The sequence below is a fragment of the Klebsiella sp. HN106 genome (assembly GCF_051209435.1).
Classification (GTDB): Bacteria; Pseudomonadota; Gammaproteobacteria; order Enterobacterales; family Enterobacteriaceae; genus Klebsiella; species Klebsiella oxytoca.
This window is the reverse complement of the sequence record NZ_JBLURD010000009.1, coordinates 97,284-122,264: the sequence shown is the minus strand read 5'-3', so window position 1 is coordinate 122,264 and position 24,981 is coordinate 97,284. Positions and strand designations below refer to the sequence as shown.

The 24,981-nt window shown below is 58.9% G+C and carries 24 protein-coding genes; 7 read left to right on the top strand and 17 right to left on the bottom strand.

Annotated elements, in window-relative coordinates; translation table 11 throughout:
• Positions 1–80: 80 nt before the first annotated feature.
• Complete coding sequence (locus ACSIPU_RS20135; protein WP_023320691.1) at positions 81–1,190, bottom strand: tartrate dehydrogenase; 1,110 nt, start codon at positions 1,188–1,190, stop codon at positions 81–83.
• Positions 1,191–1,272: 82 nt separating this feature from the next.
• On the opposite strand from ACSIPU_RS20135, the gene ACSIPU_RS20130 reads away from it, so the two are divergent.
• Positions 1,273–2,253 carry a LysR substrate-binding domain-containing protein gene (locus ACSIPU_RS20130; RefSeq protein ID WP_160887672.1) on the top strand — a complete coding sequence of 327 codons (981 nt, stop codon included), beginning with the start codon at positions 1,273–1,275 and terminating at the stop codon, positions 2,251–2,253.
• Here the strand turns inward: ACSIPU_RS20130 and ACSIPU_RS20125 are convergent.
• From ACSIPU_RS20125 to puuD, 4 genes are all read right to left on the bottom strand, one after another.
• Positions 2,250–3,530: an NAD(P)/FAD-dependent oxidoreductase gene (locus ACSIPU_RS20125; RefSeq protein ID WP_004112063.1), complete on the bottom strand. Its 1,281-nt coding sequence runs from the start codon at positions 3,528–3,530 to the stop codon at positions 2,250–2,252. The genes ACSIPU_RS20130 and ACSIPU_RS20125 overlap by 4 nt on opposite strands.
• A 2-nt stretch (positions 3,531–3,532) precedes the next feature.
• A complete protein-coding gene (puuC, locus tag ACSIPU_RS20120) occupies positions 3,533–5,020 on the bottom strand; it encodes an aldehyde dehydrogenase PuuC (protein ID WP_016807390.1) in 1,488 nt (495 codons plus the stop codon).
• Positions 5,021–5,258: 238 nt separating this feature from the next.
• A complete protein-coding gene (gene puuR / locus ACSIPU_RS20115; protein ID WP_004100955.1) occupies positions 5,259–5,816 on the bottom strand; it encodes an HTH-type transcriptional regulator PuuR in 558 nt (185 codons plus the stop codon).
• 25 nt (positions 5,817–5,841) lie between these two features.
• Positions 5,842–6,594 (bottom strand): gamma-glutamyl-gamma-aminobutyrate hydrolase, encoded by a 753-nt coding sequence (gene puuD, locus ACSIPU_RS20110; protein ID WP_162680343.1) that lies wholly within the window; start codon positions 6,592–6,594, stop codon positions 5,842–5,844.
• 224 nt (positions 6,595–6,818) lie between these two features.
• On the opposite strand from puuD, the gene puuA reads away from it, so the two are divergent.
• Together puuA and ACSIPU_RS20100 are read left to right on the top strand one after the other, a co-directional pair.
• On the top strand, positions 6,819–8,237 hold the full coding sequence (gene puuA / locus ACSIPU_RS20105; RefSeq protein ID WP_004112067.1) for a glutamate-putrescine ligase: 1,419 nt from the start codon (positions 6,819–6,821) through the stop codon (positions 8,235–8,237).
• A 352-nt stretch (positions 8,238–8,589) separates the two neighbouring features.
• Positions 8,590–9,981 (top strand): APC family permease, encoded by a 1,392-nt coding sequence (locus ACSIPU_RS20100; protein ID WP_004100961.1) that lies wholly within the window; start codon positions 8,590–8,592, stop codon positions 9,979–9,981.
• A gap of 122 nt (positions 9,982–10,103) precedes the next feature.
• Here ACSIPU_RS20100 and ACSIPU_RS20095 read toward each other — a convergent pair whose 3' ends face one another.
• The gene (locus ACSIPU_RS20095) at positions 10,104–10,226 is read right to left on the bottom strand and encodes a small membrane protein (protein ID WP_004131271.1); all 123 of its coding nucleotides are present in this window, start codon (positions 10,224–10,226) and stop codon (positions 10,104–10,106) included.
• 315 nt (positions 10,227–10,541) lie between these two features.
• Here ACSIPU_RS20095 and ACSIPU_RS20090 point away from each other — a divergent pair, with 315 nt between their 5' ends.
• Positions 10,542–10,724: a hypothetical protein gene (locus ACSIPU_RS20090; RefSeq protein WP_373349113.1), complete on the top strand. Its 183-nt coding sequence runs from the start codon at positions 10,542–10,544 to the stop codon at positions 10,722–10,724.
• A gap of 137 nt (positions 10,725–10,861) precedes the next feature.
• Positions 10,862–12,109: a bifunctional glucose-1-phosphatase/inositol phosphatase gene (agp, locus tag ACSIPU_RS20085; RefSeq protein ID WP_004100966.1), complete on the top strand. Its 1,248-nt coding sequence runs from the start codon at positions 10,862–10,864 to the stop codon at positions 12,107–12,109.
• A 139-nt stretch (positions 12,110–12,248) separates the two neighbouring features.
• Here agp and ACSIPU_RS20080 read toward each other — a convergent pair whose 3' ends face one another.
• Both ACSIPU_RS20080 and wrbA read right to left on the bottom strand, forming a co-directional pair.
• Complete coding sequence (locus tag ACSIPU_RS20080; protein WP_004100967.1) at positions 12,249–12,476, bottom strand: YccJ family protein; 228 nt, start codon at positions 12,474–12,476, stop codon at positions 12,249–12,251.
• A 20-nt stretch (positions 12,477–12,496) separates the two neighbouring features.
• Positions 12,497–13,093 carry an NAD(P)H:quinone oxidoreductase gene (gene wrbA / locus ACSIPU_RS20075; RefSeq protein WP_004100968.1) on the bottom strand — a complete coding sequence of 199 codons (597 nt, stop codon included), beginning with the start codon at positions 13,091–13,093 and terminating at the stop codon, positions 12,497–12,499.
• Positions 13,094–13,467: 374 nt separating this feature from the next.
• Between wrbA and ACSIPU_RS20070 the strand changes: the two genes are divergently transcribed.
• Positions 13,468–13,641, top strand: a complete 174-nt coding sequence (locus ACSIPU_RS20070; RefSeq protein ID WP_004100969.1) for a general stress protein — start codon at positions 13,468–13,470, stop codon at positions 13,639–13,641.
• Between the two features lie 240 nt (positions 13,642–13,881).
• On the opposite strand, the gene rutG is transcribed toward ACSIPU_RS20070, so the two are convergent.
• From rutG to rutA, 7 genes are read right to left on the bottom strand one after another with little or no spacing between them, the layout of a single operon-like run.
• Complete coding sequence (gene rutG / locus ACSIPU_RS20065) at positions 13,882–15,204, bottom strand: pyrimidine utilization transport protein G (RefSeq protein ID WP_004100970.1); 1,323 nt, start codon at positions 15,202–15,204, stop codon at positions 13,882–13,884.
• Positions 15,205–15,225: 21 nt separating this feature from the next.
• Complete coding sequence (gene rutF / locus ACSIPU_RS20060) at positions 15,226–15,720, bottom strand: NADH-dependent FMN reductase RutF (protein WP_004100971.1); 495 nt, start codon at positions 15,718–15,720, stop codon at positions 15,226–15,228.
• Positions 15,721–15,729: 9 nt separating this feature from the next.
• On the bottom strand, positions 15,730–16,320 hold the full coding sequence (locus ACSIPU_RS20055) for a malonic semialdehyde reductase (protein ID WP_004112075.1): 591 nt from the start codon (positions 16,318–16,320) through the stop codon (positions 15,730–15,732).
• Positions 16,317–17,120, bottom strand: a complete 804-nt coding sequence (gene rutD / locus ACSIPU_RS20050) for a pyrimidine utilization protein D (RefSeq protein ID WP_004112078.1) — start codon at positions 17,118–17,120, stop codon at positions 16,317–16,319. Before rutD ends, ACSIPU_RS20055 begins: the two co-directional genes overlap by 4 nt.
• Positions 17,117–17,509 carry a pyrimidine utilization protein C gene (rutC, locus tag ACSIPU_RS20045; RefSeq protein WP_004100974.1) on the bottom strand — a complete coding sequence of 131 codons (393 nt, stop codon included), beginning with the start codon at positions 17,507–17,509 and terminating at the stop codon, positions 17,117–17,119. Before rutC ends, rutD begins: the two co-directional genes overlap by 4 nt.
• A complete protein-coding gene (rutB, locus tag ACSIPU_RS20040; RefSeq protein WP_004100975.1) occupies positions 17,502–18,212 on the bottom strand; it encodes a pyrimidine utilization protein B in 711 nt (236 codons plus the stop codon). Before rutB ends, rutC begins: the two co-directional genes overlap by 8 nt.
• Complete coding sequence (gene rutA / locus ACSIPU_RS20035) at positions 18,212–19,303, bottom strand: pyrimidine utilization protein A (protein WP_004100980.1); 1,092 nt, start codon at positions 19,301–19,303, stop codon at positions 18,212–18,214. The genes rutB and rutA overlap by 1 nt, the downstream gene beginning before the upstream one ends.
• 284 nt (positions 19,304–19,587) lie before the next feature.
• Here rutA and rutR point away from each other — a divergent pair, with 284 nt between their 5' ends.
• Positions 19,588–20,226: an HTH-type transcriptional regulator RutR gene (gene rutR / locus ACSIPU_RS20030; protein WP_004100981.1), complete on the top strand. Its 639-nt coding sequence runs from the start codon at positions 19,588–19,590 to the stop codon at positions 20,224–20,226.
• Here the strand turns inward: rutR and ACSIPU_RS20025 are convergent.
• The gene (locus ACSIPU_RS20025) at positions 20,223–20,618 is read right to left on the bottom strand and encodes a lysozyme inhibitor LprI family protein (RefSeq protein ID WP_004100983.1); all 396 of its coding nucleotides are present in this window, start codon (positions 20,616–20,618) and stop codon (positions 20,223–20,225) included. The genes rutR and ACSIPU_RS20025 overlap by 4 nt on opposite strands.
• Positions 20,619–20,810: 192 nt before the next feature.
• Positions 20,811–24,773 carry a trifunctional transcriptional regulator/proline dehydrogenase/L-glutamate gamma-semialdehyde dehydrogenase gene (gene putA / locus ACSIPU_RS20020; RefSeq protein WP_004112096.1) on the bottom strand — a complete coding sequence of 1,321 codons (3,963 nt, stop codon included), beginning with the start codon at positions 24,771–24,773 and terminating at the stop codon, positions 20,811–20,813.
• Between the last annotated feature and the right edge of the window lie 208 nt (positions 24,774–24,981).

Sequence of the window (24,981 nt, the reverse complement as noted above, 5' to 3'; positions counted from 1 at the left end):
AGGCGTTTACGCCGCGACCCGGGATATCCGGGCCCGGTGCTTGAGGGAGGCTGTCCGGCGACCATTGCCGAAAGCGGCGCTTACGCGCCTGTTCGGGCGACCTGGTGTCCGGCAATAGCCTGACAAATGGCCTCGCCCACCTGCTGGGTGGAGGCGGTGCCTTTCATATCCGGCGTCTTTGGTCCGCTGGCAATGGTCTGCTCAATCGCCGCGAGAATGCCGTCATGGGCGGCCTGGTAGCGAGCGTCACCGTTGCCGAGGAAGTCGAGCATCATCGCGCCAGCCCAGATGGTGGCAATCGGATTGGCGATATTTTTGCCGTAGATATCCGGCGCCGAACCGTGTACCGCCTCAAACAGCGACGGAAAGGTGCGATCCGGGTTGAGGTTTGCCGATGGGGCAATGCCGATGGTGCCCGTACAGGCCGGGCCGAGATCGGAAAGGATATCGCCGAACAGATTAGAGCCAACCACTACGTCAAAACGCTCCGGCTGCAGCACGAAACGGGCGCACAGAATATCAATATGCTGCTTATCCCATTTCACCTCCGGGTATTGCTGCGCCATCGCTTCGACGCGCTGGTCCCAGAAGGGCATGCTGATGGCGAGGCCGTTAGATTTGGTCGCCGAGGTCAGGGTTCTACGCGGGCGGCTTTGCGCCAGCTCAAAAGCGTAGCGCAGGATGCGGTCAACGCCGCGGCGGGTAAACACCGACTCCTGAATCACCACTTCATGTTCGGTTCCCGGATTCACATGGCCGCCAAGAGCGGAATATTCCCCTTCGGTGTTTTCACGAACCACGTAGAAATCGATATCGCCGGGCTGTTTACCCGCCAGCGGGCAGGGGACGCCGGGGAACAGGCGCACCGGACGCAGGTTGACGTACTGGTCGAATTCGCGGCGGAACTTCAGCAATGAGCCCCAGAGGGAGATATGATCCGGGACGATATCCGGCCAGCCGACCGCACCGAAATAGATCGCATCAAAGGTTTTCAGCTGCGCGTGCCAGTCCTCGGGCATCATAGTGCCGTGTTGGGCGTAATAATCGCAGCTGGCCCACTCGAAGTGCTCGAAGCTTAACGCCAGCCCCCAGCGTTCGGCGGCGGCCTGCAGTACGCGCACCCCTTCCGGCAGCACTTCTTTACCGATGCCATCGCCGGGGATGGCGGCAATACGTAAGGTTTTATTCATCGTTATTCTCAGTTTGAGGTAAGGAAAATTGACTTCATCTCTATCCTATAATTGACTAATTCATAATTAATCCCGTCAACTGGTGAAACATAAAACACGAATCATGAATAATCTTCCGCTGCTGAACGACTTACGCGTCTTTATGCTGGTGGCCCGCCGCGCCGGTTTTGCCGCCGCTGCGGAAGAGCTCGGCGTCTCTCCGGCATTTGTCAGCAAACGCGTATCGCTGCTGGAGCAAACCCTTAACGTCCAGCTGCTGCACCGCACTACCCGGCGAGTGGCTATCACCGAAGAGGGCGAGCGCATCTACGAATGGGGGCAGCGCATTCTGCAGGATGTCGACCAGATGATGGATGAGCTCTCCGATGTGCGGCAGGTGCCGCAGGGAACGCTGCGGATCATCAGCAGCTTTGGCTTTGGTCGGCGGGTGGTCGCGCCGGCGCTCTCCGAGCTGGCCCGCCGCTACCCGCAGCTGGAGATCCGTTTCGACGTCGCCGACCGGCTGGTAGATTTGGCTAATGAAGGGGTCGATCTGGATATTCGCGTCGGCGACGATATTGCGCCCAACCTGATAGCCCGCCAGCTTGCCAGCAATCATCGCATCCTCTGCGCCTCGCCGGCGTTTGTCGCCCGCCATCCCTCGCCGAAACAGCTGAGCGACCTTGCCGCGCTGCCGTGTCTGGTGATCAAAGAGCGCGACCGGCCTTTTGGCGTCTGGCAGCTGCGCGATGATAAAGAAGGTGAGCACGCCATCAAAGTGACCGGGCCGCTGTCGTCAAACCACGGTGAAATCGTCCATCAGTGGTGCCTCGACGGGCAGGGGATTGCGCTGCGCTCATGGTGGGACGTAAAGGAGAATATCGCCAGCGGCAATCTGGTACAGCTGCTGCCGGAGTACTATCAGCCCGCCAATATCTGGGCGGTATACGTGTCTCGGCTGGCGACTTCGGCCAAAATTCGCACCACCGTGGAGTTTTTACGCCACTACTTTCAGCAGCGCTTTCCGCAGCAGTGCGGGGCGGCGATATTGCCGACGGCGGGCGCCGTCGGCCGGGGGGATTAAACGCCGAGCCGATCGCGCAGGCTATAGTAAGCCGCGCCCATGGCGGTAAACGGAATGCGCAGGCTGCGTCCGCCGGGGAACGGGTAGTGCGGCAGCTTCGCGAAGGCGTCAAAACGTTCGGCGTCCCCGCGCAGCAGCTCCGAAATTAGCCGTCCGGCGAGGTGGGTACAGGTGACCCCGTGGCCGCTGTAACCCTGCATATAATAGATATTGTTATCGAGGCGGCCAAACTGCGGCATCCGTGAGAGGGTCAGCAGGAAGTTGCCGGTCCAGCGGTAGTCGATTTTCACCCCCTTCAGCTGCGGGAAGGTTTTCAGCAGCTTCGGCATAATCAATCGCTCAACGTCGTCCGGATCTCGCGCGCCGTAGACCACGCCGCCGCCGTACAGTAGACGGTTATCGGCGGTCAGACGGTAGTAATCCAGCAGATAGTTACAATCCTCCACGCAGTAATTTTTCGGGATCAGCGAGCGCGCCAGTTCCTCGGACAGCGGTGCGGTGGTGACCACCTGGGTGCCGCACGGCATGCTGCGTTTCGCCAGCTCCGGCTCGATCTTATCGCCGAGATAGGCGTTACCGGCGACGATCACGTAGCGGGCGGTCACTTGTCCGCGCGCGGTGGTCACCACCGCCGGGCTGGTGTGCTGAATGCGGGTAACCGGTGATTGTTCGTACACCCGGCCGCCGTTTAGCCGAATGGCGTCAGCTTCGCCAATTGCCAGGTTGAGCGGATGGATATGGCCGCCGCTGCGATCCAGCAGGGCGCCGGTGTAGCGGTCGCTGTCGACTTCGCGGCGAATAGCGCTGGCATCCAGCAGCTCCAGCTGGGTATTGCCGTAGCGCTCCCAGTTGGCTTTCTGCTCTTCCAGAGTTTCCAGCTGTTTATGATTCATCGCGACAAACAGCCCGCCGGGGCGATAGTCGCAGGCAATCTGATAGCGCTGGATGCGCTCGCGAATAATATCGCCGCCTTCAAACATCATGCTGCCGAGCATTTTCGCCGCGTCCGGGCCGTAGGTTTTCTCGATGACGTCGATATCGCGGCTATAGGAGTTAACTAACTGGCCGCCGTTGCGTCCGCTGGCGCCGAAGCCGATGCGCGCGCCTTCCAGCAGCACCACATCGTAGCCCATTTCGGCCAGATGCAGCGCCGAAGAGAGGCCGGTATAGCCGCCGCCGACGACGCAGACGTCGCAGCCGATCGTTTCTTCCAGCGCCGGGAACGGTTCATAGCGGTTGGCGCTGGCGGCGTAATAGCTGGTGGTATGTTCGGTCATGATTAAGACTCCAGGGCAATCCAGATAGTTTTCAGTTCAGTGAATTTTTCCAGCGCATGCAGCGACTTATCGCGTCCGTTGCCGCTCTGCTTATAGCCGCCGAACGGCACGGTCATATCGCCATCGTTGTAGTTGTTTACAAAGACGGACCCGGCTTTCAGACGGCGGCTGATGCGGTGCGCGCGGGAAAGATCGCGGGTCCAGACCGCCGCGCCGAGGCCATAGCGGCTGTCGTTGGCCAGCGCCAGCGCCTGCTCTTCGGTTTTAAAACGGGTGACCACCAGCACCGGGCCGAAGATCTCCTCCTGGCTGAGCGCGGAGGCGGGATCGACGTCAACGAAAATGGTCGGGCCAACCGCCGCGGGCCACGGATTTTTGCGTCCATCCAGCAGCAGCGTGCTATGCGCTTCGCCGGCGCGAATAAAGCTGTGGACGCTATCGGCGTGGCTGTTGTCGATCAGCATGCCCATGGCGGTATTCGGGTCGAGCGGATTGCCCGGCTGCCAGCCTTTGGCCTGCTCTTTAAGGAGATCGAGAAACCTGTCGGCAATGCTCTCCTCAAGCAGCAGGCGGGTTCCGGCGATACAGACCTGGCCCTGGTTGTAAAAGATACCGCCGGCGGTAGCGTTAACCGCTTTTTGCAGATCCGGACAGTCGGCAAAAACGATATTGGCGCTTTTACCGCCCGCCTCCAGCCAGACGCGTTTCATATTGCTGTCGCCTGCGTCCTTCAGCAGCTGTTTACCCGTGCGGGTAGAACCGGTAAAGGTAATCACTTCGACGTCAGGATGCCGCGCCAGCGCCTGACCGGCTTCATGGCCGAAACCGCTCACTACGTTGAACACGCCGTCCGGCAGTCCGGCCTCTTTCGCTAAGCCCGCGAGTCGCAGGGCGCTGAGTGGGGATTTTTCCGACGGTTTGAGCACTACGCTATTGCCTGACGCCAGCGCCGGGCCAAGTTTCCAGCAGGCCAGCAGCAGCGGAAAATTCCACGGTACCACCGCCGCAATCACGCCAATCGGTTCGCGGACGATCATGGCCAGTTCGTTGCCGCCGGTAGGGGCAACTTCGCCGTAGACTTTATCGATAGCTTCGGCATACCAGCGAATCGCGCGGGCGGCGCCGGGGATATCGTCGCGCAGGCTGTGACGGATCGGTTTGCCGGTGTCCAGGGTTTCCAGCAGCGCCAGCTCTTCGCAATGGGCCTCCATCAGGTCGGCAAACTTATTCAGGACCGCTTTACGCTGGGCAGGAGAGGCCTGCGACCAGTCGCCGCGCTCGAATGCGCTGCGGGCGGCCTGGACCGCGCGATCGACGTCGGCCTTTTTGCCGCGCGCGACTTCGGCGAGCGTTTGCTGGGCGGCAGGGTCGATGGTGGCAAACACGCTGTTATCGGCGGCGGCGCTGTATTCGCCATTAATAAATAACCGCGTTTCAATCGCGATGTTCTTTGCTTTTTCTTGCCAGTAAGCCAGGTTGTGAAAATCCATCATGACTCCTTAATGACATAATCGGAAAAAAAGTGGTGATTTCAGACCTTCAGGGCGCAGGGCGTCCCCGGGGTTGAGTACCGTTTAAATTGCCCATTAACAGGCGTGAATTATCCGGGGCCAGCGGAAAACGTTTTTCCGCATTGCGCAAGGTGAACTGCGTTATCTTCGCACCGCCGGAATTCACCCCGGGCGGCGCAGGCCTGAAGAAAACCTGAGAAAGGCTCAGGCTAATAAATCAGAAGGTGGTGGGAGTATGGGCGCTGATAATTCGGCAGATACCTGCCGAAGTGTTGCTGAAGCTATGCGGTATGCCGGTGTTAATGGCATAACTTTGCCCAGCCACCAGGTGATACGCCTGACCGTTAATGGTCAACACGACTTCACCCTCCAGTATGGTGCCTATCTCTTCACCCTGATGCTTGATCCTCTCCCCGGTTGTGGTTCCAGGCTGGTACGTTTCAAATATCATCGCCAGCGTGCGGTTCGGATTGCCATTGTGAACCAGCTTCATCGATACCCCCTGGCTGCCGATTTCAATCAGATCGTCCTGATTGATAACCACCTGCGGTTCAGCCGGTTTTTCTGGTTCAGAAAAGAATTCCGAGAGCGACAGCCCGTAGACTTTCAGCAGCTTTTGCAGCGTGCTGATGGCAGGACTGACTTTGTCCTGTTCTATGGTGCTGATGGCACTATGTGTTAACCCAGACAGTTCGGCGGCACGACGCTGTGAGAGACCCAGCTGTTGGCGGATCGCTGACAAACGTTTCCCTGGCGCCAGTCCGTCATCGCTCATATTTGCATTTCCTTAACGGTAGTGGTCAGAGTCGCTGTTTTTCAGCGATATAGTTCTGACAGGCGGTGATAAAACCTTCAAACAACATTCGCGACAGGGCGTATTCGCTACTGTTCCATTCAGGATGCCACTGCACGCCGAGGGCGAAAGGATGGTCGTTAACGCTGACCGCTTCCGCTAGCCCGTCCGGAGAACGCGCTTCCACGCGCAGCCGTGGACCCGTCATTTTTGCTCCCTGCCCGTGTAACGAGTTTACCCAAAACGTGTTGCAGCCCGGTATTAACTGAGAAAGTAATCCTCCCTCCTGAACCTGAACTTCATGCGAGGGCGCGTATTGCTGCTCGACGGGAAGTTCGGGGTCTTCGCGGTGCTCAAGAAGCTCAGGCTGCTCGAACAGACGACGATACAGAGTCCCGCCGGTGGCGACAACCAGTTCCTGTAGTCCACGGCAGATGGCGAAAATGGGGATGCGCCTTTCGAGCGCGGCGTTAATCAGCGCCATGCTCAGAAGATCACGCCCGGGATCGGCGTCAGGCTCATCGCCGTTTTCACCATAAAGGTGCGGCTGTACGTTGCTCGGGCTACCGGGCAGATAAATGCCGTCCAGTTTTGGCAGTAGCGTAGCAAGCAGTTCCGGCTCGGCCAGCGCGTGCGGCAGGGCAATCGGTACGCCGCCGGCGTGAACAATCGCGTTCAGGTACTTCTCTTGCAGAGTCTGGGTCTGGTGACCCTTAAGCCTGTTTCGGCACATCACTACGCCAATAACTGGCTTGTACATTATATTTTCCATGATCGCCCTCACAAAGTGGACTAAATTATGACCGGGTTAGCGGGTAAAACGGCCATTTCGTTCAATATTTTCTCAATCTAGCAGCGGATATTGCCCTTTGCAAACTTAATTTAACATTTGACAAACAATTTGTTTGCATACACATTCGAAGGGTGGACATTATATTTAACAGTGCAATTCAGGGTCCGAAACTACAACAACGGCGGTGAATCATGGAAACCAATATCGTAGAAGTTGAGAATTTTGTTCAGCAGTCGGAAGAGAGACGGGTCAGCGCATTCACCTGGGAAGTGAAGCGCTACCTTGAGCGTTACCCCAATACGCAATACGTTGATGTGCTGTTAACCGATCTGAACGGCTGCTTCCGCGGTAAGCGGATCCCGGTCTCCAGCCTGAACAAGCTGGAGAAGGGCTGCTATTTCCCGGCTTCGGTATTTGCCATGGATATTCTCGGCAACGTGGTGGAAGAGGCGGGGCTCGGCCAGGAGATGGGCGAACCAGATCGCACCTGCGTGCCGGTGCTGGGGACCTTAACCCCGTCCGCGGCGGACCCGGAATACATTGGTCAGGTTCTGCTGACCATGGTTGATGAAGATGGCGCTCCCTTTGACGTTGAGCCGCGGAACGTTCTGAACCGCCTCTGGCAGCAGCTGCGCCAGCGCGGGCTGTTCCCCGTGGTAGCGGTAGAGCTGGAGTTCTATTTACTTGACCGCAAGCGCGACGCGGAAGGCTACCTGCAGCCGCCTTGCGCGCCGGGAACCGGCGATCGCAATACCCAAAGCCAGGTTTACTCCGTCGATAACCTCAACCATTTTGCCGACGTGCTTAACGATATTGATGAGATCGCTCAGCTCCAGCTGATCCCCGCCGACGGCGCGGTGGCAGAAGCTTCTCCCGGCCAGTTTGAAATCAACCTCCACCATACCGATAACGTGCTCGATGCCTGCGATGATGCGCTGGCGTTAAAACGTCTCGTGCGTTTAATGGCGGAGAAGCATAAGATGCACGCCACTTTTATGGCGAAACCCTATGAAGAGCACGCCGGTAGCGGGATGCATATCCACATCAGCATGCAGAACAACAAAGGCGAGAACGTGCTGGCTGACGCCGACGGTGAAGATTCCGCGATGTTAAAACGCGCGCTCGCCGGGATGATCGATCTGATGCCGGCATCGATGGCGCTGCTGGCGCCGAACGTGAACTCGTATCGCCGTTTCCAGCCGGGAATGTATGTGCCGACTCAGGCGTCGTGGGGGCATAACAACCGGACGGTGGCGCTGCGCATTCCATGCGGCGATCGGCACAACCATCGCGTCGAGTATCGGGTGGCCGGGGCGGATGCCAACCCGTACCTGGTGATGGCGGCGATTTTTGCCGGCATCCTCCACGGGCTGGATAACCCGCTGCCGTTACAGGAAGAAGTGGAAGGCAATGGCCTTGAGCAGGAGGGGCTGCCGTTCCCGATTCGCCAGAGCGATGCGCTGTGGGAGTTTATGCAAAACGACCACCTGCGCGAGCGGCTTGGCGAACGTTTCTGTCACGTTTATCACGCCTGTAAAAATGACGAATTACTGCAATTTGAGCGTCTGATCACAGAGACTGAAATTGAGTGGATGTTGAAAAACGCCTGATTTTCGCCCCGCAAGGGGCGCTTTAGCATTATCACGAGTAGCATCATACGGCCTGAGCGGAGCCTGGTCGGACGTTTTTGCTGGGAGCCCAGCCATTCCCGGATGCCGCATTAAGGAGCGCAGGCGGCAACGGGGCTTCAGTTAACGACACAGTGTGTAACGAGGTAGGAAATGATGCAGATGTTTAAATATCCGCAGGGAGAAGGGGGCCGTCATGGCCGCATGGAATGCGCCGCTACCGCCGCTCGTCGGTTCTTTTTACCTTTTGATTTGCCATTAACCCCGTTGCGAAGCAGATTGGTTTCCCGGTCTCTACGACCGCAAGCCCAGGCGTGCAGCGGGGGAAATGGCCATGGCTATTAATCCCTCTCTCGACAACGCCTCCGGGGCTGGAAAACCGCGCCTGCGCAAATCCCTCAAGCTGTGGCAGGTGGTGATGATGGGCCTCGCCTATCTGACGCCGATGACGGTTTTTGATACTTTCGGCATTGTTTCCGGCATCAGCAACGGCCACGTTCCGGCATCCTATCTGCTGGCGCTGGCCGGCGTGCTGTTTACCGCCATCAGCTACGGCAAGCTGGTGCGCCAGTTTCCCCAGGCGGGCTCAGCCTACACCTATGCGCAGAAATCGATCAGCCCGCACGTCGGCTTTATGGTGGGCTGGTCGTCGCTGCTGGATTATCTGTTCCTGCCGATGATCAACGTGCTGCTGGCGAAGATTTATCTTTCCGCGCTGTTTCCGGACGTGCCGCCCTGGGTATGGGTGGTGACCTTTGTCGCGATTCTGACGGCGGCGAATCTGAAAAGCGTCAATCTGGTAGCGAACTTCAACACCCTGTTCGTGCTGGTGCAGATCTCGATTATGGTGGTCTTCATCGTGCTGGTGGTGCAGGGGCTGCATAAAGGGGAAGGGGTGGGCACCGTCTGGTCGCTGCAGCCTTTTATCAGCCAGAATGCGCACCTGATCCCGATTATTACCGGGGCGACGATCGTCTGCTTTTCATTCCTCGGCTTCGATGCGGTGACTACGCTTTCCGAAGAGACGCCGGACGCCGCGCGGGTGATCCCGAAGGCGATCTTTCTGACCGCGGTCTATGGCGGAGTGATTTTCATTGCCGCTTCGTTCTTTATGCAGCTCTTTTTCCCCGATATCAGCCGTTTTAAAGATCCGGATGCGGCGCTGCCGGAGATTGCTCTCTACGTCGGCGGCAAGCTGTTCCAGTCGATCTTCCTGTGCACGACGTTTGTGAATACGCTGGCCTCCGGCCTGGCGTCGCACGCCAGCGTTTCACGACTGCTGTACGTCATGGGCCGCGATAACGTTTTCCCGGAGCGTATTTTTGGCTACGTCCATCCGAAGTGGCGTACCCCAGCGCTCAACGTGATCATGGTGGGGATTGTCGCGCTGTCGGCGCTGTTCTTTGACCTGGTCACCGCCACGGCGCTGATTAATTTTGGCGCGCTGGTAGCATTCACCTTCGTTAATCTATCGGTGTTCAACCACTTCTGGCGGCGTAAAGGCTTTAACAAAACGTGGAAGGATCGCTTTCACTATCTGCTGCTCCCGATGGTCGGCGCGCTGACGGTGGGGGTGCTGTGGATTAATCTGGAAGCGACATCCCTGACGCTCGGTCTGATATGGGCGGGGCTGGGGTTACTCTATCTGACTTACCTGACCCGCCGTTTCCGTAAACCGCCGCCGCAGTTTGACGGCGCTAAAGCGGAACAGGCCTGGGAATCGTAACCATTTTTTACGTCGACACAAAGGCAGGCGAAAGCGCCTGCCTTCTTTTTTGTCATTCTCGTTTGAAATCAGGCGGTCGGTAAGAAATAGCAGGGGCAAAAGGTAAGAATAGTGAGGATGAATTATTTCTTTTTCTTATGAGTTGGCAGTTGCGCGGAGCGCCGATCTTTGACGTAGGAGACCAGGCTGTAGATCGCGACTCCCAGCAAAACCACCGCGACGATAAAGAGCAGGATACCTGACATAGATTAACCTAATGTTATGTTTAACATGGAGAAAAAATACCGTGATATCGGGATAATAGCATCGGGATATTTCTTAAAGATGACCCGATGAGTCGGACGAGAATAGACAGCCAGTCGAGCAATGAAATTATTATTTACATGAATAAATGTGAAGAGTAAAGCTCGACGGTGATGAAAAAATGAACGGAGTAACACTCGTTTAAGCGAATTTACAGACCACGGCCCGGCAGGCTGCTACCCTTGGCCCGCTTAAATAGGGGGCGAGAGTAATCAATGGTGAATAAGCATATCGTCGGGCTGGCTGGACTGCTGCTGATGGCGACGTCAGCAAGCAGCCAGGCCGATTCCGGCCATCAATCTATCCATGAACGCGTTGTCGAACGGATTTTAAAACCCTGCGAAGGAAAAAAAGCCGGAGATAAAGTGGTCATCGTTGACCATCACGGCGGCGAGCATGAGGCTATCTGCACTCTGGCGGCAGTACCGCTGCCGCAGTAATCCTGTTCCCTGATTTTGCGACCCTCGGTCATCGCGGAAAGCGTATTTCTTTCCGTACTTTGCGAGCCATTGCCCGGAAAAATGTCATAAATTTGTCACAATCATGGCGATGATAATCACTGACTGAGGATGAAGGGATGAGAAAAAGTCTACTCGCCGCCGCTGTGGCCGGCGCTGTTTTACTGTCCGCTGGCGTTCAGGCGCAGGAACCGGCCGCACCGGAAGGGTACCAGCTTCAGCAGGTGCTGATCATGAGCCGCCATAACCTGCGCGCGCCGCTGGCGAACAACGGCAGCGTGCTGGAGCAATCCACGCCAAAGTCCTGGCCAGAGTGGGATGTCCCCGGTGGACAGCTGACCACCAAGGGCGGAGTGCTGGAAGTCTACATGGGGCACTATATGCGCGAATGGCTGGCGCAGCAGGGAGTGGTGACCAGCGGCGAATGCCCGCCGGAGAACGCGGTCTACGCCTATGCCAATAGCCTGCAGCGTACCGTCGCCACCGCGCAGTTCTTTATCACCGGCGCGTTCCCCGGCTGCGGCGTGACCGTACATCATCAGGAAAAAATGGGCACCATGGACCCGACGTTTAATCCGGTGATCACCGATGATTCCGCCGCCTTCAGCGAAAAGGCCGTACAGGCGATGGAGAAAGAGCGGCAGGGGATGCAGCTGAGCGAAAGCTATAAGCTGCTGGAGGAGATGACCGACTACCGTAACTCCCCGTCCTGTAAAGAGAAGCAGCAGTGCTCGCTGAGCGACGCGAAAGATACCTTTAGCGCTAAATATCAGCAGGAGCCGGGCGTTTCCGGGCCGCTTAAAGTCGGCAACTCGCTGGTTGACGCCTTTACGCTGCAATATTATGAAGGTTTCCCGAAAGACCAGGTGGCGTGGGGTGAAATTAACAGCGATAAGCAGTGGCAGGTGCTGTCGAAGCTGAAAAACGGCTATCAGGACAGTCTGTTTACTTCGCCGGAAGTGGCGCGCAATGTGGCCAAACCGCTGGTGAAATATATTGATAACGTTCTGGTAGGGGACGCGGCGAAGTCGGCGAAAGTGACGCTGCTGGTGGGGCACGACTCTAATATCGCCTCGCTGCTGACGGCGCTGGATTTTAAACCTTATCAGCTGCACAACCAGTACGAACGCACGCCCATCGGCGGCAAGCTGGTGTTCCAGCGCTGGCATGATAAGAGCGGCAATCGTGATTTGATGAAGATCGAGTATCTGTACCAAAGCACCGAGCAGTTGCGTAATGCCGATGCGCTGACCCTGCAATCGCCGCCGCAGCGGGTAACGCTGGCGCTGAACGGTTGTCCTGTGGATGACAACGGCTTCTGCCCAATGGATACCTTTAAAAAGGCGATGGCCGAGGCGACAAAGTAGCAGAGCATAAAAAACCCGGAGCAATCCGGGTCTTGCTGCCGATGTTTAGCCGGGTGTTGTCGCCTGGACTGGCGCAACGCGCCGCCTCCGGGAAGCTCATGCAATAAATCCAGGAGGCGGTACTGCGTACCTGTCCGGGCTACACGTTCTTGCGTTCGATGGTTTGTTCGCCCCAGAACAGCGAGTCTTTGTCGGTTTTGGCGAAGGCGCGGGGCAGGACTTCATCGCTGCCTTCTTCCCAGATTTTCTCCGCCAGCTTTTCATCATAATTGGCGAGTTCAAAAATTGCCTCGGCAATTTCAGGAGATGTATTGCGCAGACTTGCCCATTCACCCACGCGGTGGGCCTTTGCTTCTTGATTCGGCATGCTTTTCCTCCTGCTGAAGATTAACCGTGTAATTTAACTGCCAGACCTGCAACGTGTTGACCCTGATAGCGGGCAATGGCCAATTCTTCTTCACTTGGCTGACGCGATCCGTCTCCGCCGGCAATGGTGGTGGCGCCGTAAGGCGTGCCGCCGCGAACCTGCGAGACATCAAACAGCTCCTGAGCGCCGTAGCCAATCGGCACAATGATCATCCCGTGGTGGGCAAGGGTGGTCCAGGTGGAGGTGATGGTCTGTTCCTGACCGCCGCCGGTACCGGTTGAGCTGAATACGCTGGCCAGTTTGCCGTACAGCGCGCCGGATGCCCACAGACCGCCAGTTTGATCGAGGAAGGTGCGCATCTGCCCGGACATGTTGCCGAAGCGGGTAGGGGTACCAAAGATGATGGCATCGTACTCAGCCAGCTCCTGCGGTGTGGCAACGGGGGCGTTTTGTGTTTTCCCGCCTGCTTTGGCAAAAACCTCTGCCTGCATGGTTTCCGGCACGCGCTTCACGACCACTTCCACGCCATCGACTTTGTTAGCCCCTTCGGCGACGGCATGCGCCATGGTCTCGATGTGTCCGTACATTGAATAATAAAGCACCAGAATCTTAGCCATTTGCATCACTCCTCGGTTGCGTTATGCGCCAGCCAGACGACTGGCTACCTTTAAAGATAAGATCTCTGGCGAAGAGTGCAAATGTAACAATCATTTGTTTGATTTATAACAAAAATGCAAAAAATAGCGGCTGTTGCAAAAAGATACATCTTTGGCGGCGCTATTTTAGGCTGTCATAAGAGTTGCTTAGCGCAGAATGTGCGCCATAGCGGCGGTTGTTATCAGAAATCTATTTCAGGATATGACTATCTGCCTACAGCCGCTTCTGTATTCGCTAACCTTAACAGTACGCGATCGGAAAATGGGATCGCGGAGGCTAAGGCCTTTTGTTTCACCTAATGCAGCATGATGTCTAACCTAAATGGAGGTCAGTAATGGCAAACCATCGTGGCGGTACCGGCAACTTTGCTGAAGACCGTGAAAGAGCATCAGAAGCAGGTCGTAAAGGTGGCCAGCATAGCGGGGGAAACTTTAAAAACGATCCTCAGCGCGCTTCCGAAGCTGGTAAAAAAGGGGGAAAAAACAGTCACGGCAGCCGCGATAGCTAGCGCCGTCCTGATTGTCTGCCGATAGGGGTTAATCTCCAGAGCAAACCCCATCGCCCTCACCGCCGACGTGTAGTCGGCGGTTTTTTTTATCCCGATGCATGCAGATGCCGCTAAGCGGAAGTAGCCCCCGCCCTGCGGCTAATGCCTTAGCCGGGCTACGGGTTGGCGCTGTTTTGTCGCCCCGGTAAGCGTAGCGCGACCGGGGATTTCCCGGTACGGGTCTGCTGGCGTTGCACGCTTTCATACCGGGGTGACGTTGGTTTGCCCGGCCTCACGCGGACGGCGGTTAAGCAGAGCGTGGAGCAGAATCGCGCCGAAGGTGGCCGTGCCGATCCCGCCGAGGGTAAAGCCACCGAGCGAAAGCGCAAAATCGCCCGCCCCCAGCACCAGCGTCACTGCCACCATAATCAGATTCGCATTCTGGCTCAGATCCACCCGATTCTGTACCCAAATTCGCGCGCCCGCGACGGCAATCAGGCCAAACACCACGATCGATGCGCCGCCGATCACCGGTCCCGGAATGGTATGGATCAGTGCGCCGAATTTCGGTGAAAACCCAAGCAGCATCGCAATCAGCGCCGCCGCGACGAACACCAGCGTCGAGTACACTTTGGTGACCGCCATCACGCCGATATTCTCCGCATAGGTAGTCACGCCGCTGCCGCCAACCGAGCCGGAGAGCATCGTTGCCAGCCCGTCGCCGACGAACGCGCGGCCCATATACGGGTCCATATTGCGCCCGGTCATCCCGGCAACCGCCTTCAGGTGGCCGAGATTTTCCGCCACCAGAATTACCGCCACGGGAGCGATCAGCATCATTGCCTGGCCGTTAAAGGTCGGGGCGGTCAGCTGCGGCAAACCGAACCACGCCGCCTGCGCAAGCAGGCTAAAATCCAGCGGCTTGCCCAGCCCGAGGCCGTTGGCCAGCAGCGCGTAGAGGGCGCAGGCGATAATCAGCCCGACGAGGATCAGCAGCCGCTGCAGCATCCCGCGGGTAAACACTGCCACCAGGCCGATACAGAGCACGGTCAGCACCGCCATCCAGCCGTCGAACGGCGTCGCTGATACGCTGCGAACCGCAATAGGGGCCAGATTAAGACCAATCGCCATCACCACCGCGCCGGTGACCACTGGCGGCATCAGCCGCTCAATCCAGCGGGTACCGAGTTTCATCACTACCAGACCAATCAGGGTATACACCAGTCCGCAGAGGATAATTCCGCCCAACGCGACGCTAAGGTGCGGGTTAAGCCCCTGGCCGTTGAAGCCGGTGACGGCGATGACCACGCCGACAAAGGCGGCGCTGGAACCAAGGTAGCTCGGCACGCGCCCGCCGGTGACCAAAAAGAACAGCAGGGTGCCGACGCCGGACATCAGGATCGACAGATTAGGATCTAACCCCATCAGGATTGGCATCAGAACGGTTGCGCCAAACATCGCCACCGCGTGCTGAACGCCCATCACCACGGTTTGCCCGACCGACAGCCGTTCATCGGGGGCCACGACGCCGGACGCGGCGGAGGGGGAGGTTAACTGCCAGCGAGGAAAATCGAAGAGAGCCATGATGAGATCCTGGGTTTAGGGTTAACAGGCTGGACGCATCAGCGTGTGGTAGCCGCGATCGAACCACATCAGTCCACGCGGTTCCGGATGGCGAACAATCGCCGCCACTTCGCAAAACAGAATGTCGTGCGTCCCGACGCTGACGATCTGGCTGATGCGGCAGTCGAAGCTGACCAGCGCTGCCTCCAGACGCGGGCAGCCGGTCGCGCCGGTTTGCCAGTCGGCGGCGGCGAAGCGCTCCGCCATCGGCGTTTTACCGCCGAAAAGGTTCGAGAGTCCTTCCTGACCGGCCGCCAGGGTATTAACGCACAGCGCCTGATGCTGGCTGAAGATCGGCCATACCGAGGCTGAACGATTCAGGCAGACCAGCAGCGTGGGCGGCGCGTCGGTGACGCTGCAAACCGCGCTGGCGGTAAATCCTGCGCGGCCTGCGGGACCATCGGTGGTGATAATGTTCACCGCCGCTCCGACGTGGGCCATGGCGTCGCGAAAGCTTTGTTTATCGGCAAGAGACATGCGGGCTCCTTATACCAGCTGGCAGGCATCATCAAAGGACAGACGCGGCAGGCGCGCGTACAGTTTACCGGGATCGCCGTAGCCGATATTAATCAGCAGGTTGCTTTTCCAGGCGCCGTCGGCAAAAAACGCCGCATCGACTTTTTCGCGGTCAAAACCCGACATCGGACCGGTATCCAGGCCCAGCGCGCGGCAGGCGAAAATCAGGTATGCCGCCTGCAATGAGCTGTTGCGAAAGGCGGTCTCCTCCGCCATTTGCGAACTGGAGGTAAACCAGCTGCGGGCGTCGCCGTGGGGGAACAGCTCCGGCAGCCGGTCATAGAACGCGCGGTCCCAGGCGACAATAGCGGTGACTGGCGCCTGCAGGGTCTTCGCGATGTTGCCGCTCGACAGGGCCGGGCGCAGCTTCTCTTTACCTTCCGGGGTGCGGACGAAAACGAAGCGCGCCGGGGAGCAGTTGGCGGAGGTCGGCCCCATTTTCAGCAAGTCGTAGAGTTCGCGCAGCTGCGCGTCGCTGACCGGCTTATCCAGCCAGCCGTTGTGGGTTCGGGCCTCGGTGAACAGCGCGGCGCAGGCGGCCGGGCTAATGGCTTCGCTCATAGGTTCTCCTGGGGTACGGGCAGCATCGCGGCCAGCCCGTCGCATAAAATAGGGTTAAAGGTGGCGCTATCGGTGACGTTGCAGGCGTGGCCGCCCCAGGCCATTTCCACCAGTTGGCTGTCGGGGATTGCCGCCTGCAGCAGGCGGGAGCAGGAGGCCGGGACCAGCAGATCGTCAGCGGCGCTGATAACCAGCGTCGGGCAGACGATGGCTGCCGCCCGGCGCGAAAAGTCGGCCTGCTTGAGAGCATTCAGCCTTTTCAGCAGATTCTCTTTGCCCTGGAAATGGCTGATGGCGAGCGCGTCTTCGGCCTCCAGACGCGGTAGGCGAGAAGCCATCCACTCCGCCGGATAGAGGAACAGCGGCTGCGCTTCTACCCACGCCTGCGCGCCGCCCGCGTGCAGCAGGCGCTCGCGCACCAGGAAGCAGCGGCGAGTATGCGGGGAGAGCGTCAGCCAGCCGTTCACCAGTACCAGGGCGCTTATCGCTTCGGGATGGTCCAGCGCGAGCTGCAGGCCAATCAGCGCCCCCAGGGCGTGGCCGACCAGCGCAAAGCGCCCAATACCCGCCTCCAGCAGCGCCGCGTAGAGCTCCTGCGCCATCTGCGCCATGCTATAGCCGGCGGGCAACGGGCCGCCGTTTTCGCCGGTGCCGTTGTGGTCATAGCTCACCAGCTGGTAGTGCGCTTCCAGCGCCGAACGCTGCGGCAGCCAGTAGCCGCCCGCGCCGCCGAGCCCGGCGCTCAGAACCACCACCGGCGCGCCGGGATAAGGCGCCGGGGAGATATTCAGCTTCATCATGCCGGTTTCCCGATATGGGCGACGGTGGCGATCTCCACCAGCGCTTCGGGCTTCACCAGCCCGCACTGAATGCAGAAACGCGCCGGTTTGTCGCCGGGGAAGAACTCCGCGTAGACTTCGTTAATCGCGGCGTAGTTTTTCCAGTCGGTGATAAAGATGCTGTTGAAGGTCACATCCGCCATACTGCCCCCCGCCGTCTCGATAACGCTCCTGATGGTTTCCAGCACGTGGCGGGTTTGCGCCTTTGGGTCGCCGATGTAAACCACGTTATTTTGCTTATCGAACGGCAGGGTGCCGGAGACGTAAACCACGCCGTCGGCCAGCGTGCCGGGAACAAACGGTGCGATAGGCGCGGTGGTGCCTGGCGGAATAATCACCTGTTTAGGCATAACGTTTCTCCTCGGTAAATGCGTGCGGCGCGGCGGGCTCAAGGGCATTACAGAAGCTGGCGACATCGCTGACCCAGCCAAAGAAGGTTTCGATATTAAACAGCGCCGCCTGCTGGGCAAACGCCGGACCGGCCTGGTGCGTAGCGTCCTCCAGCACGATGCCGAAATATTCGAGGAAAAAGCCGTCGCGCAGGGTTGATTCCACGCAGACGTTGGTGGCGATGCCGGTAAACACCAGATGGCGGATGCCGCGGCTGCGCAGGATGCTGTCGAGCGCGGTATTAAAGAAGCCGCTGTAGCGCGGTTTCGGCAGCACGATATCGCCGGGCTGCGGCTTAAGCTGATCGACCAGCTGATAGTCCCAGCCGCCTTTCGCCAGCAGCTTGCCCTGCAGCTCCGGGTTCTGGCGCATGGTTTTCAGCGCGTTGGATTTATGAAAATTGGGCGAACCGGGGCCGCCGGCCTCCACGTACTGGTCATCCCAGCCGTTCTGAAACCAGATAACCAGCATCCCGGCGGCGCGCGCGGCGGCCACGGCGAGGTTGATATTGTCGATAACCGGTCGGGTGGTGGAAACATCAAAGCCGGCGAGGTCGAGATAGCCGCCCTGGCTGGCGTAGGCGTTCTGCATATCGACGACGATCAGCGCGCTTTGTAGCGGCGCGAAGGTCAGGGATTCCGGGCGAGCGGGCAGGGTAATCATCAGGCAACCTCTTGAGTCATGGTGGCAATATGGTCGCGGCAGCGCATCAGCGGCTGAATGCGCTGTCCAAAGGCTTCGATACCGATAAGGAAATCATCAAACGTCAGCAGCACGCCGTCGGTGCCGGGAACCGCCGCCACCTCGTCGAGCATACGGGCGACATTGGCGTAGGAGCCCACAAGAGTGCCCATGTTGATATTGACCGCCGAGGTGGGATCGGCCATCTGGCGCACGTTGGTGTCGCTGCCGGAACGGGTGTCTTTCTGGCTCTGTTCGGTCAGCCACGCCAGCGCCTCGTCATCCGCGCCGGCTTTGTAATGCTCCCATTTGGCCCGGGCTGCCTCGTCGGTTTCGTCGGCAATCACCATAAACAGGACGTAGGAGCCGACGTCGCGGCCGGTTTTTTCCGCCGCCTGCATCATCCGGGCGGCGGTGGGGGCAAAGGCGGCAGGGGTGTTCACGCCTTTACCGAAGCAGAAGTTATAGTCAGCGTGTTGGGCGGAGAACGCCATACCGGCATCGCTTTGCCCGGCGCAGATGACCTTCATCGGCTGCGACGGCTGCGGGCTGACCCGACAGTCATTCATGGTGAAGTAGTCGCCTTTGAAGTCGCTGCGCCCGGTTCCCCACAGGTCGCGCAGGACCTGGACATATTCGGTGAGGTAGTCATAGCGGCTGGCAAAATAGTCATCGCCCGGCCAGATGCCCATCTGCTCGTACTCCGGCTTTTGCCAGCCGGTGACCAGATTGACGCCAAAGCGGCCGCCGGAGATAGAGTCAATGGTTGAGGCCATGCGGGCGACGATCGCCGGGGGCAAGGTCAGGGTGGCGGCGGTGGCGTAGATCTGGATGCGTGAAGTCACGGCGGCCAGTCCGGCCATCAGGGTGAAGGACTCCAGATTATGATCCCAGAATTCGGTTTTGCCGCCGAAGCCGCGCAGTTTGATCATCGATAGCGCGAAATCGAAGCCGTAGTGTTCGGCTTTTTGCACGATAGCCTTATTGAGCTCAAACGTCGGCATGTACTGGGGAGCATGGGTGGAAATCAGCCAGCCGTTATTACCAATCGGAACGAAGACACCAATTTTCATACCTACCTCTCTGCATGTCGTTGAACAAGAAGGCGCGGCGCTGCATCCTGCATCTCCCTCAATCACCTCGCCTGAAAGATAAAGCAAAGGCGATGCCAGTTTTACAAAGGCTAATGTTATTAATGTGTTGCGTTATGGTTGCTGAAAATGGCAGCAATAAAAGTGGACTGAATGGTCAAAATCGGTGCACGAAAAAGCCGCAGTCGTGCGCAATCGGGGTGCACAGAGTCGTGCCGGCGCTGGGCTTTTGCTATGCTGATGGCGGGAAATGAAGGAGATAATGCATGGCACAGGGCGGCGTGAAAAAGATCGGCAAACGTTCACAGGCGGTGAGCGCAAAAAAAGAGGCTATTCTGGCCGCCGCGCTGGACGCGTTCTCGCAGTATGGCATTCACGGCACGCGGCTTGAGCAGGTTGCCGAGCTGGCCGGGGTGTCGAAAACCAATTTGCTCTATTACTACCCCTCGAAAGAAGCACTGTATATCGCGGTGCTGCAGCAGATCCTGGCTATCTGGCTGGCGCCGCTCAAGGCGTTTCGTGAAGACATCAGTCCGCTGGTGGCCATCGGCGAATATATTCGCCTTAAGCTGGAGGTTTCCCGCGATCACCCGCAGGCGTCAAAGCTGTTTTGTCTGGAGATGCTGCAAGGTGCGCCGCTGCTGATGGGCGAGCTGACCGGCGATCTGAAAGCGTTGGTAGATGAGAAGTCGGCGATTATTTCCGGCTGGGTTGAGAGCGGCAGGCTGGCGCCCGTCGACCCGCAGCATCTGATCTTTATGATCTGGGCGACTACGCAGCATTACGCCGATTTCGCCACTCAGGTTGAGGCGGTAACCGGCGCGACGCTGCGCGATGAGGCGTTTTTTCAGCAAACCGTCGATAACGTCCAGCGGATGATTATCGAAGGGATTCGGGTGCGTTAATTGGCGGGCGGCAGCGGGCAGCTCTGATCGCCATCCTCGCACTGCAGCAGCGAAGCGAGATACGACTCGCGCTCGACGGTTTTATCGGACATGCACTGGTTGATCAGCATCGGCTGTACGCTGCCGCCTTCTGCGCCGGAGGCGAGGAATTGACAGTCGGCGTCGCGCAGGGCAATCCACGTCAGCTGCGCTTTTTTCAGCAGTTCCTGCTGTTTTTCAGAGGCGCGCTTCAGCGCTTCCTGATACGTTTCATTTAATTTTTTGTCGTCAGCCTGGTACTGCTCGGCGGTGCACTGGTTCATTTCCGTTTGATTGCTGGCGTTGCTACATTCGTCCGCCAGCGCATGGGTGCTTGCCAGCAGCGCGGCAAAAGCGAGTAAAGTGCGTTTCATTGGTCAACTCCCATAAAAAAAGCTCCCGTCCGGGAGCCTTAATTAACCACAGCCTGCGTCTGGTGTCATTAGCTGACGTTGTGCCGTCTGCTTTCCCGGGGGCGGCGCGGAGCGCCTTGCCCGGGCTACTGATAGTGCGGGCTGTGGTTGGGTAGCCCGGGTAAGGCATCAGCCGCAACCCGGGAAGCAGGCTTAGCCAATCGTCATCAGGCTGGCGTTGCCGCCGGCTGCGGCGGTATTGACGCTGAGCGAACGTTCAATATAGAGCCGCTCCAGCAGCAGATTGCTCTCGCCGCGGGCGAAGCCCTGCACCGAAACAATCGCGCCATCGCGCGCCGCTACCTGTTCACACAGCTCACGCAGCTGATCGGAATCGCCGTGGTAGATAACCGCATCGAAAGGTTCGCTCGCCAGGGTTTCCGCTTTGGCAAAGTGGATCCGTTCGCTGACTTCGCGCGGCAGTTTTTTTGCCAGCTCGCGCTGCAGAGGCGCGTCAGGCCACAGCACTTCGCACCCCACGGCGGTCACGCCCGCCAGCTGGGTGAGCGCGTCCTGCTCGTTATCGGCGACGCACAGCACGCGGTCGCGCGGCATAAAGGTCAGGGTGTTGCGCTCACCGGTTGGGCCCGGAAGCAGACGCTGGGTACCGGCCTGCGCCTGTTCGCTGAACTGTTGGCACAGGGCCTGCAGTTCCGGGCGGTCTTTAGCCCACTGCTGTAACGCGAGCAGCGGTTTCTCCAGCAGCGTTTTCAACTGCGCGTCCAGCGGGTACTCCGCATCCTGGCGGGCGAGGGTGATCCCGACTGCGTTCTGCGGCCGGCTGGAGAGCAGTCGGTACAGATACAGCGGGCCGCCGGCTTTTGGACCCGTACCCGACAGGCCCTCGCCGCCGAACGGCTGCACGCCGACCACGGCGCCAACCATATTACGGTTGACGTACAGGTTGCCGACGTTGGCGTTGCCGGTGACCTGCGCGATGGTTTCGTCGATACGGGTATGCACGCCCAGGGTCAGGCCATAACCCGAGGCGTTGATCTGCTCAACCAGCCCGTCCAGCTCGTTGCGGTTATAGCGCACCACGTGGAGCACCGGGCCGAAGACCTCTTTTTTCAGCTCGTCGAAGCTGTCGAGTTCGATCAGCGTCGGTGGAACGAACGTACCGCTGGTCCACTCGCGCGAATCTTCACTGGTTTCGCGCACCGCCTGGAAGACTTTGCGCCCTTTGGCGCGCAGCGTCTGAATATGGCGCTCAATGTTCTCTTTGGCTTCGGCGTCAATAACCGGCCCGATATCGGTAGTCAGGCGGCCCGGATTGCCCATCCGGCACTCGGCCATCGCGCCGCGCAGCATCGTCAGCGTATGGTCGGCGATATCATCCTGCAGGCAGAGCACGCGCAGCGCAGAGCAGCGCTGTCCCGCGCTGTCGAACGCCGAGGCAAGAACGTCGATCACCACCTGTTCGGTCAGGGCGGAAGAGTCAACGATCATCGCGTTCATGCCGCCGGTTTCAGCGATGAGCGGCGTCGGGCGACCCTGAGCATCCAGGCGGCTGGCGATATTGCGCTGCAGTAGCGTGGCGACTTCGGTTGAGCCGGTGAACATCACGCCGCGAACGCGCTCGTCGGAAGTCAGCGCCGCACCGACGGTTTCTCCGCGGCCCGGCAGCAGTTGAATAACCCCCGGCGGTACGCCCGCTTCCAGCAGGATAGCGACGCCCTGAGCGGCGATCAGCGGCGTCTGTTCCGCGGGTTTCGCCAGAACGGTGTTGCCGGCCGCCAGCGCGGCAGCAATTTGTCCGGTAAAGATTGCCAGCGGGAAGTTCCACGGGCTGATACACACTACCGGGCCGAGCGGACGATGGGTTTCGTTATCAAAATCCGCGCGCACCTGGCCTGCGTAATAGTGCAGGAAATCCACCGCTTCACGCACTTCGGCAATGGCATTGCTGAAGGTTTTTCCCGCCTCGCGCACCAGGATACCCATCAGCGTTGGCATCTGGCCTTCCATCAGTACCGCAGCGCGTTCGAGGATCGCCGCGCGCTCCTGCGGCGGGGTGGCGAACCAGATCGGCGCGTTGTTGACCGCGCTGGTCAGCGCCAGCTGAACTTCAGCCTCGCTGGCTTCGCGCACGTGGCCGACGATATCTTTTGGCTCCGCCGGGTTGATGACTGGCTGCATTTCGCCTTCGGCAACCGGCTGTTCCAGCATCGGCAGCGCCTGCCATTTATGCAGCGCGCTGTTTAAGAGCGAGGAAGAGAGGGAGGCCAGGCGATGCTCGTTGGCCAGATCCAGACCGGCTGAGTTACTGCGCCCCTTGCCGTAGAGATCGCGCGGCAGCGGGATTTTCGGATGCGGCAGGCCAACCTGACCTTCCTGCTGGGCCAGTTTTTCCACGGCGGCGACCGGGTCAGCAACCAGCTCATCCAGCGGCAGGGTGCTGTCGGCGATGCGGTTCACGAACGAGGTGTTAGCGCCGTTTTCCAGCAGGCGACGCACAAGGTAGGCCAGCAGCGTTTCGTGGGTGCCCACCGGCGCATAAATACGGCAGGGACGGTTGAGTTTGCCATCGGCGACTTTGCCGGTCACCTGCTCATACAGCGGTTCGCCCATGCCGTGCAGGCACTGGAACTCATACTGACCGGGGTAGTAGTTTTGTCCGGCGAGCTGATAAATCGCTGCCAGGGTGTGGGCGTTATGCGTTGCGAACTGCGGATAGATCAGGTTCGGCACCGCCAGCAGCTTTTTCGCGCAGGCCAGATAGGAGACATCGGTATAAACCTTGCGGGTATAGACCGGATAGCCTTCGAGCCCGTCCATCTGCGCGCGTTTGATTTCGCTATCCCAGTAGGCGCCTTTTACCAGACGAATCATCAGGCGGCGACGGCTGCGGGTAGCCAGGTCGATCAGGTAGTCAATGACAAACGGGCAGCGTTTCTGATAGGCCTGGATCACAAAGCCAATCCCGTTCCAGCCCGCCAGCTCCGGCTCAAAGCAGAGTTTTTCCAGCAGATCGAGCGAGATCTCCAGGCGATCGGCCTCTTCGGCGTCAATGTTGATACCGATATCGTACTGGCGAGCCAGCAGGGTTAGCGATTTCAGGCGCGGGTAAAGCTCATCCATCGCGCGATCGTACTGGGCGCGGCTATAGCGCGGATGCAGCGCGGAGAGTTTAATCGAAATGCCCGGCCCTTCATAAATCCCCCGGCCGTTCGAGGCTTTGCCTATGGCATGAATAGCCTGCTGATAGGAAACCATATAGGCCTGGGCATCGTCAGCGGTCAGCGCCGCTTCGCCCAGCATATCGTAGGAGTAGCGGAAGCCTTTGTCTTCCAGCTTGCGGGCATTGGCCAGCGCTTCGGCGATGGTTTCGCCGGTGACGAACTGCTCGCCCATCAGGCGCATCGCCATATCGACGCCTTTACGAATCAGCGGTTCGCCGCTCTTGCCGATAATACGGTTCAGCGAACGCGACAGGCTGGTTTCGTTATGGGTCGAGACCAGCTTGCCGGTAAACAGTAGCCCCCAGGTGGCGGCATTGACGAACAGCGAGGGGCTGCGGCCGATATGCGATTGCCAGTTGCCGTTGCTGATTTTGTCGCGGATCAGGGCATCGCGGGTGGCTTTGTCGGGAATGCGCAGCAGCGCCTCCGCCAGGCACATCAGGGCCACGCCTTCCTGCGACGAGAGCGAGAACTCCTGCAGCAGGCTCTGCACCATTCCTGCGCGGCCGCTGGCGGTTTTCTGGTTGCGCAGCTTCTCCGCCAGCTGATATGCCAGCTTGTGGGCCTGCTCGCCGAGATTCTGCGGCAGGCGAGCCTGCTCCAGCAGCATCGGCACGGCGTCGGTTTCGGCCCAACGCCAGGCGGCGGTAATTGACGCGCGGGAGACGGACTGCGGCAGGATCTGCTCAGCGAATTCGAGGAACGGCTGCCAGGGCTCATCGCCCGGACTGCCCGTTTCATCGCTTTCGTTAGCCGCGCCGGAAAGTAACGCCGGTAGCTCAGGCAGCGTCTCGTCGTTTTCCAGCTTTTCCAGATAATTGAAAATGGCCTGCTTAATCAGCCAGTGCGGCGTACGGTCAATACGGCTCGCCGCGGATTTAATACGTTCGCGCGTCGCGTCGTCAAGTTTTACACCCATGGTGGTGGTGCCCATGTCAGGAACTCCTGTTATTGGTCATTCGCTTTATCCTTCAACCCGCCTCTTTATTGGCTGCATTACCACGCTCCGGCCACAAGGTTAACGATGTCGCCGGATGCTGATAAATTTGCCGCCCGGACGCCGAGTGATTGATTTGGCGAAGTTCGCTTCTGTGCAGTGATGAGGTTGCGTAGAAATATCTACCATGTTGCAACTTTGTGCA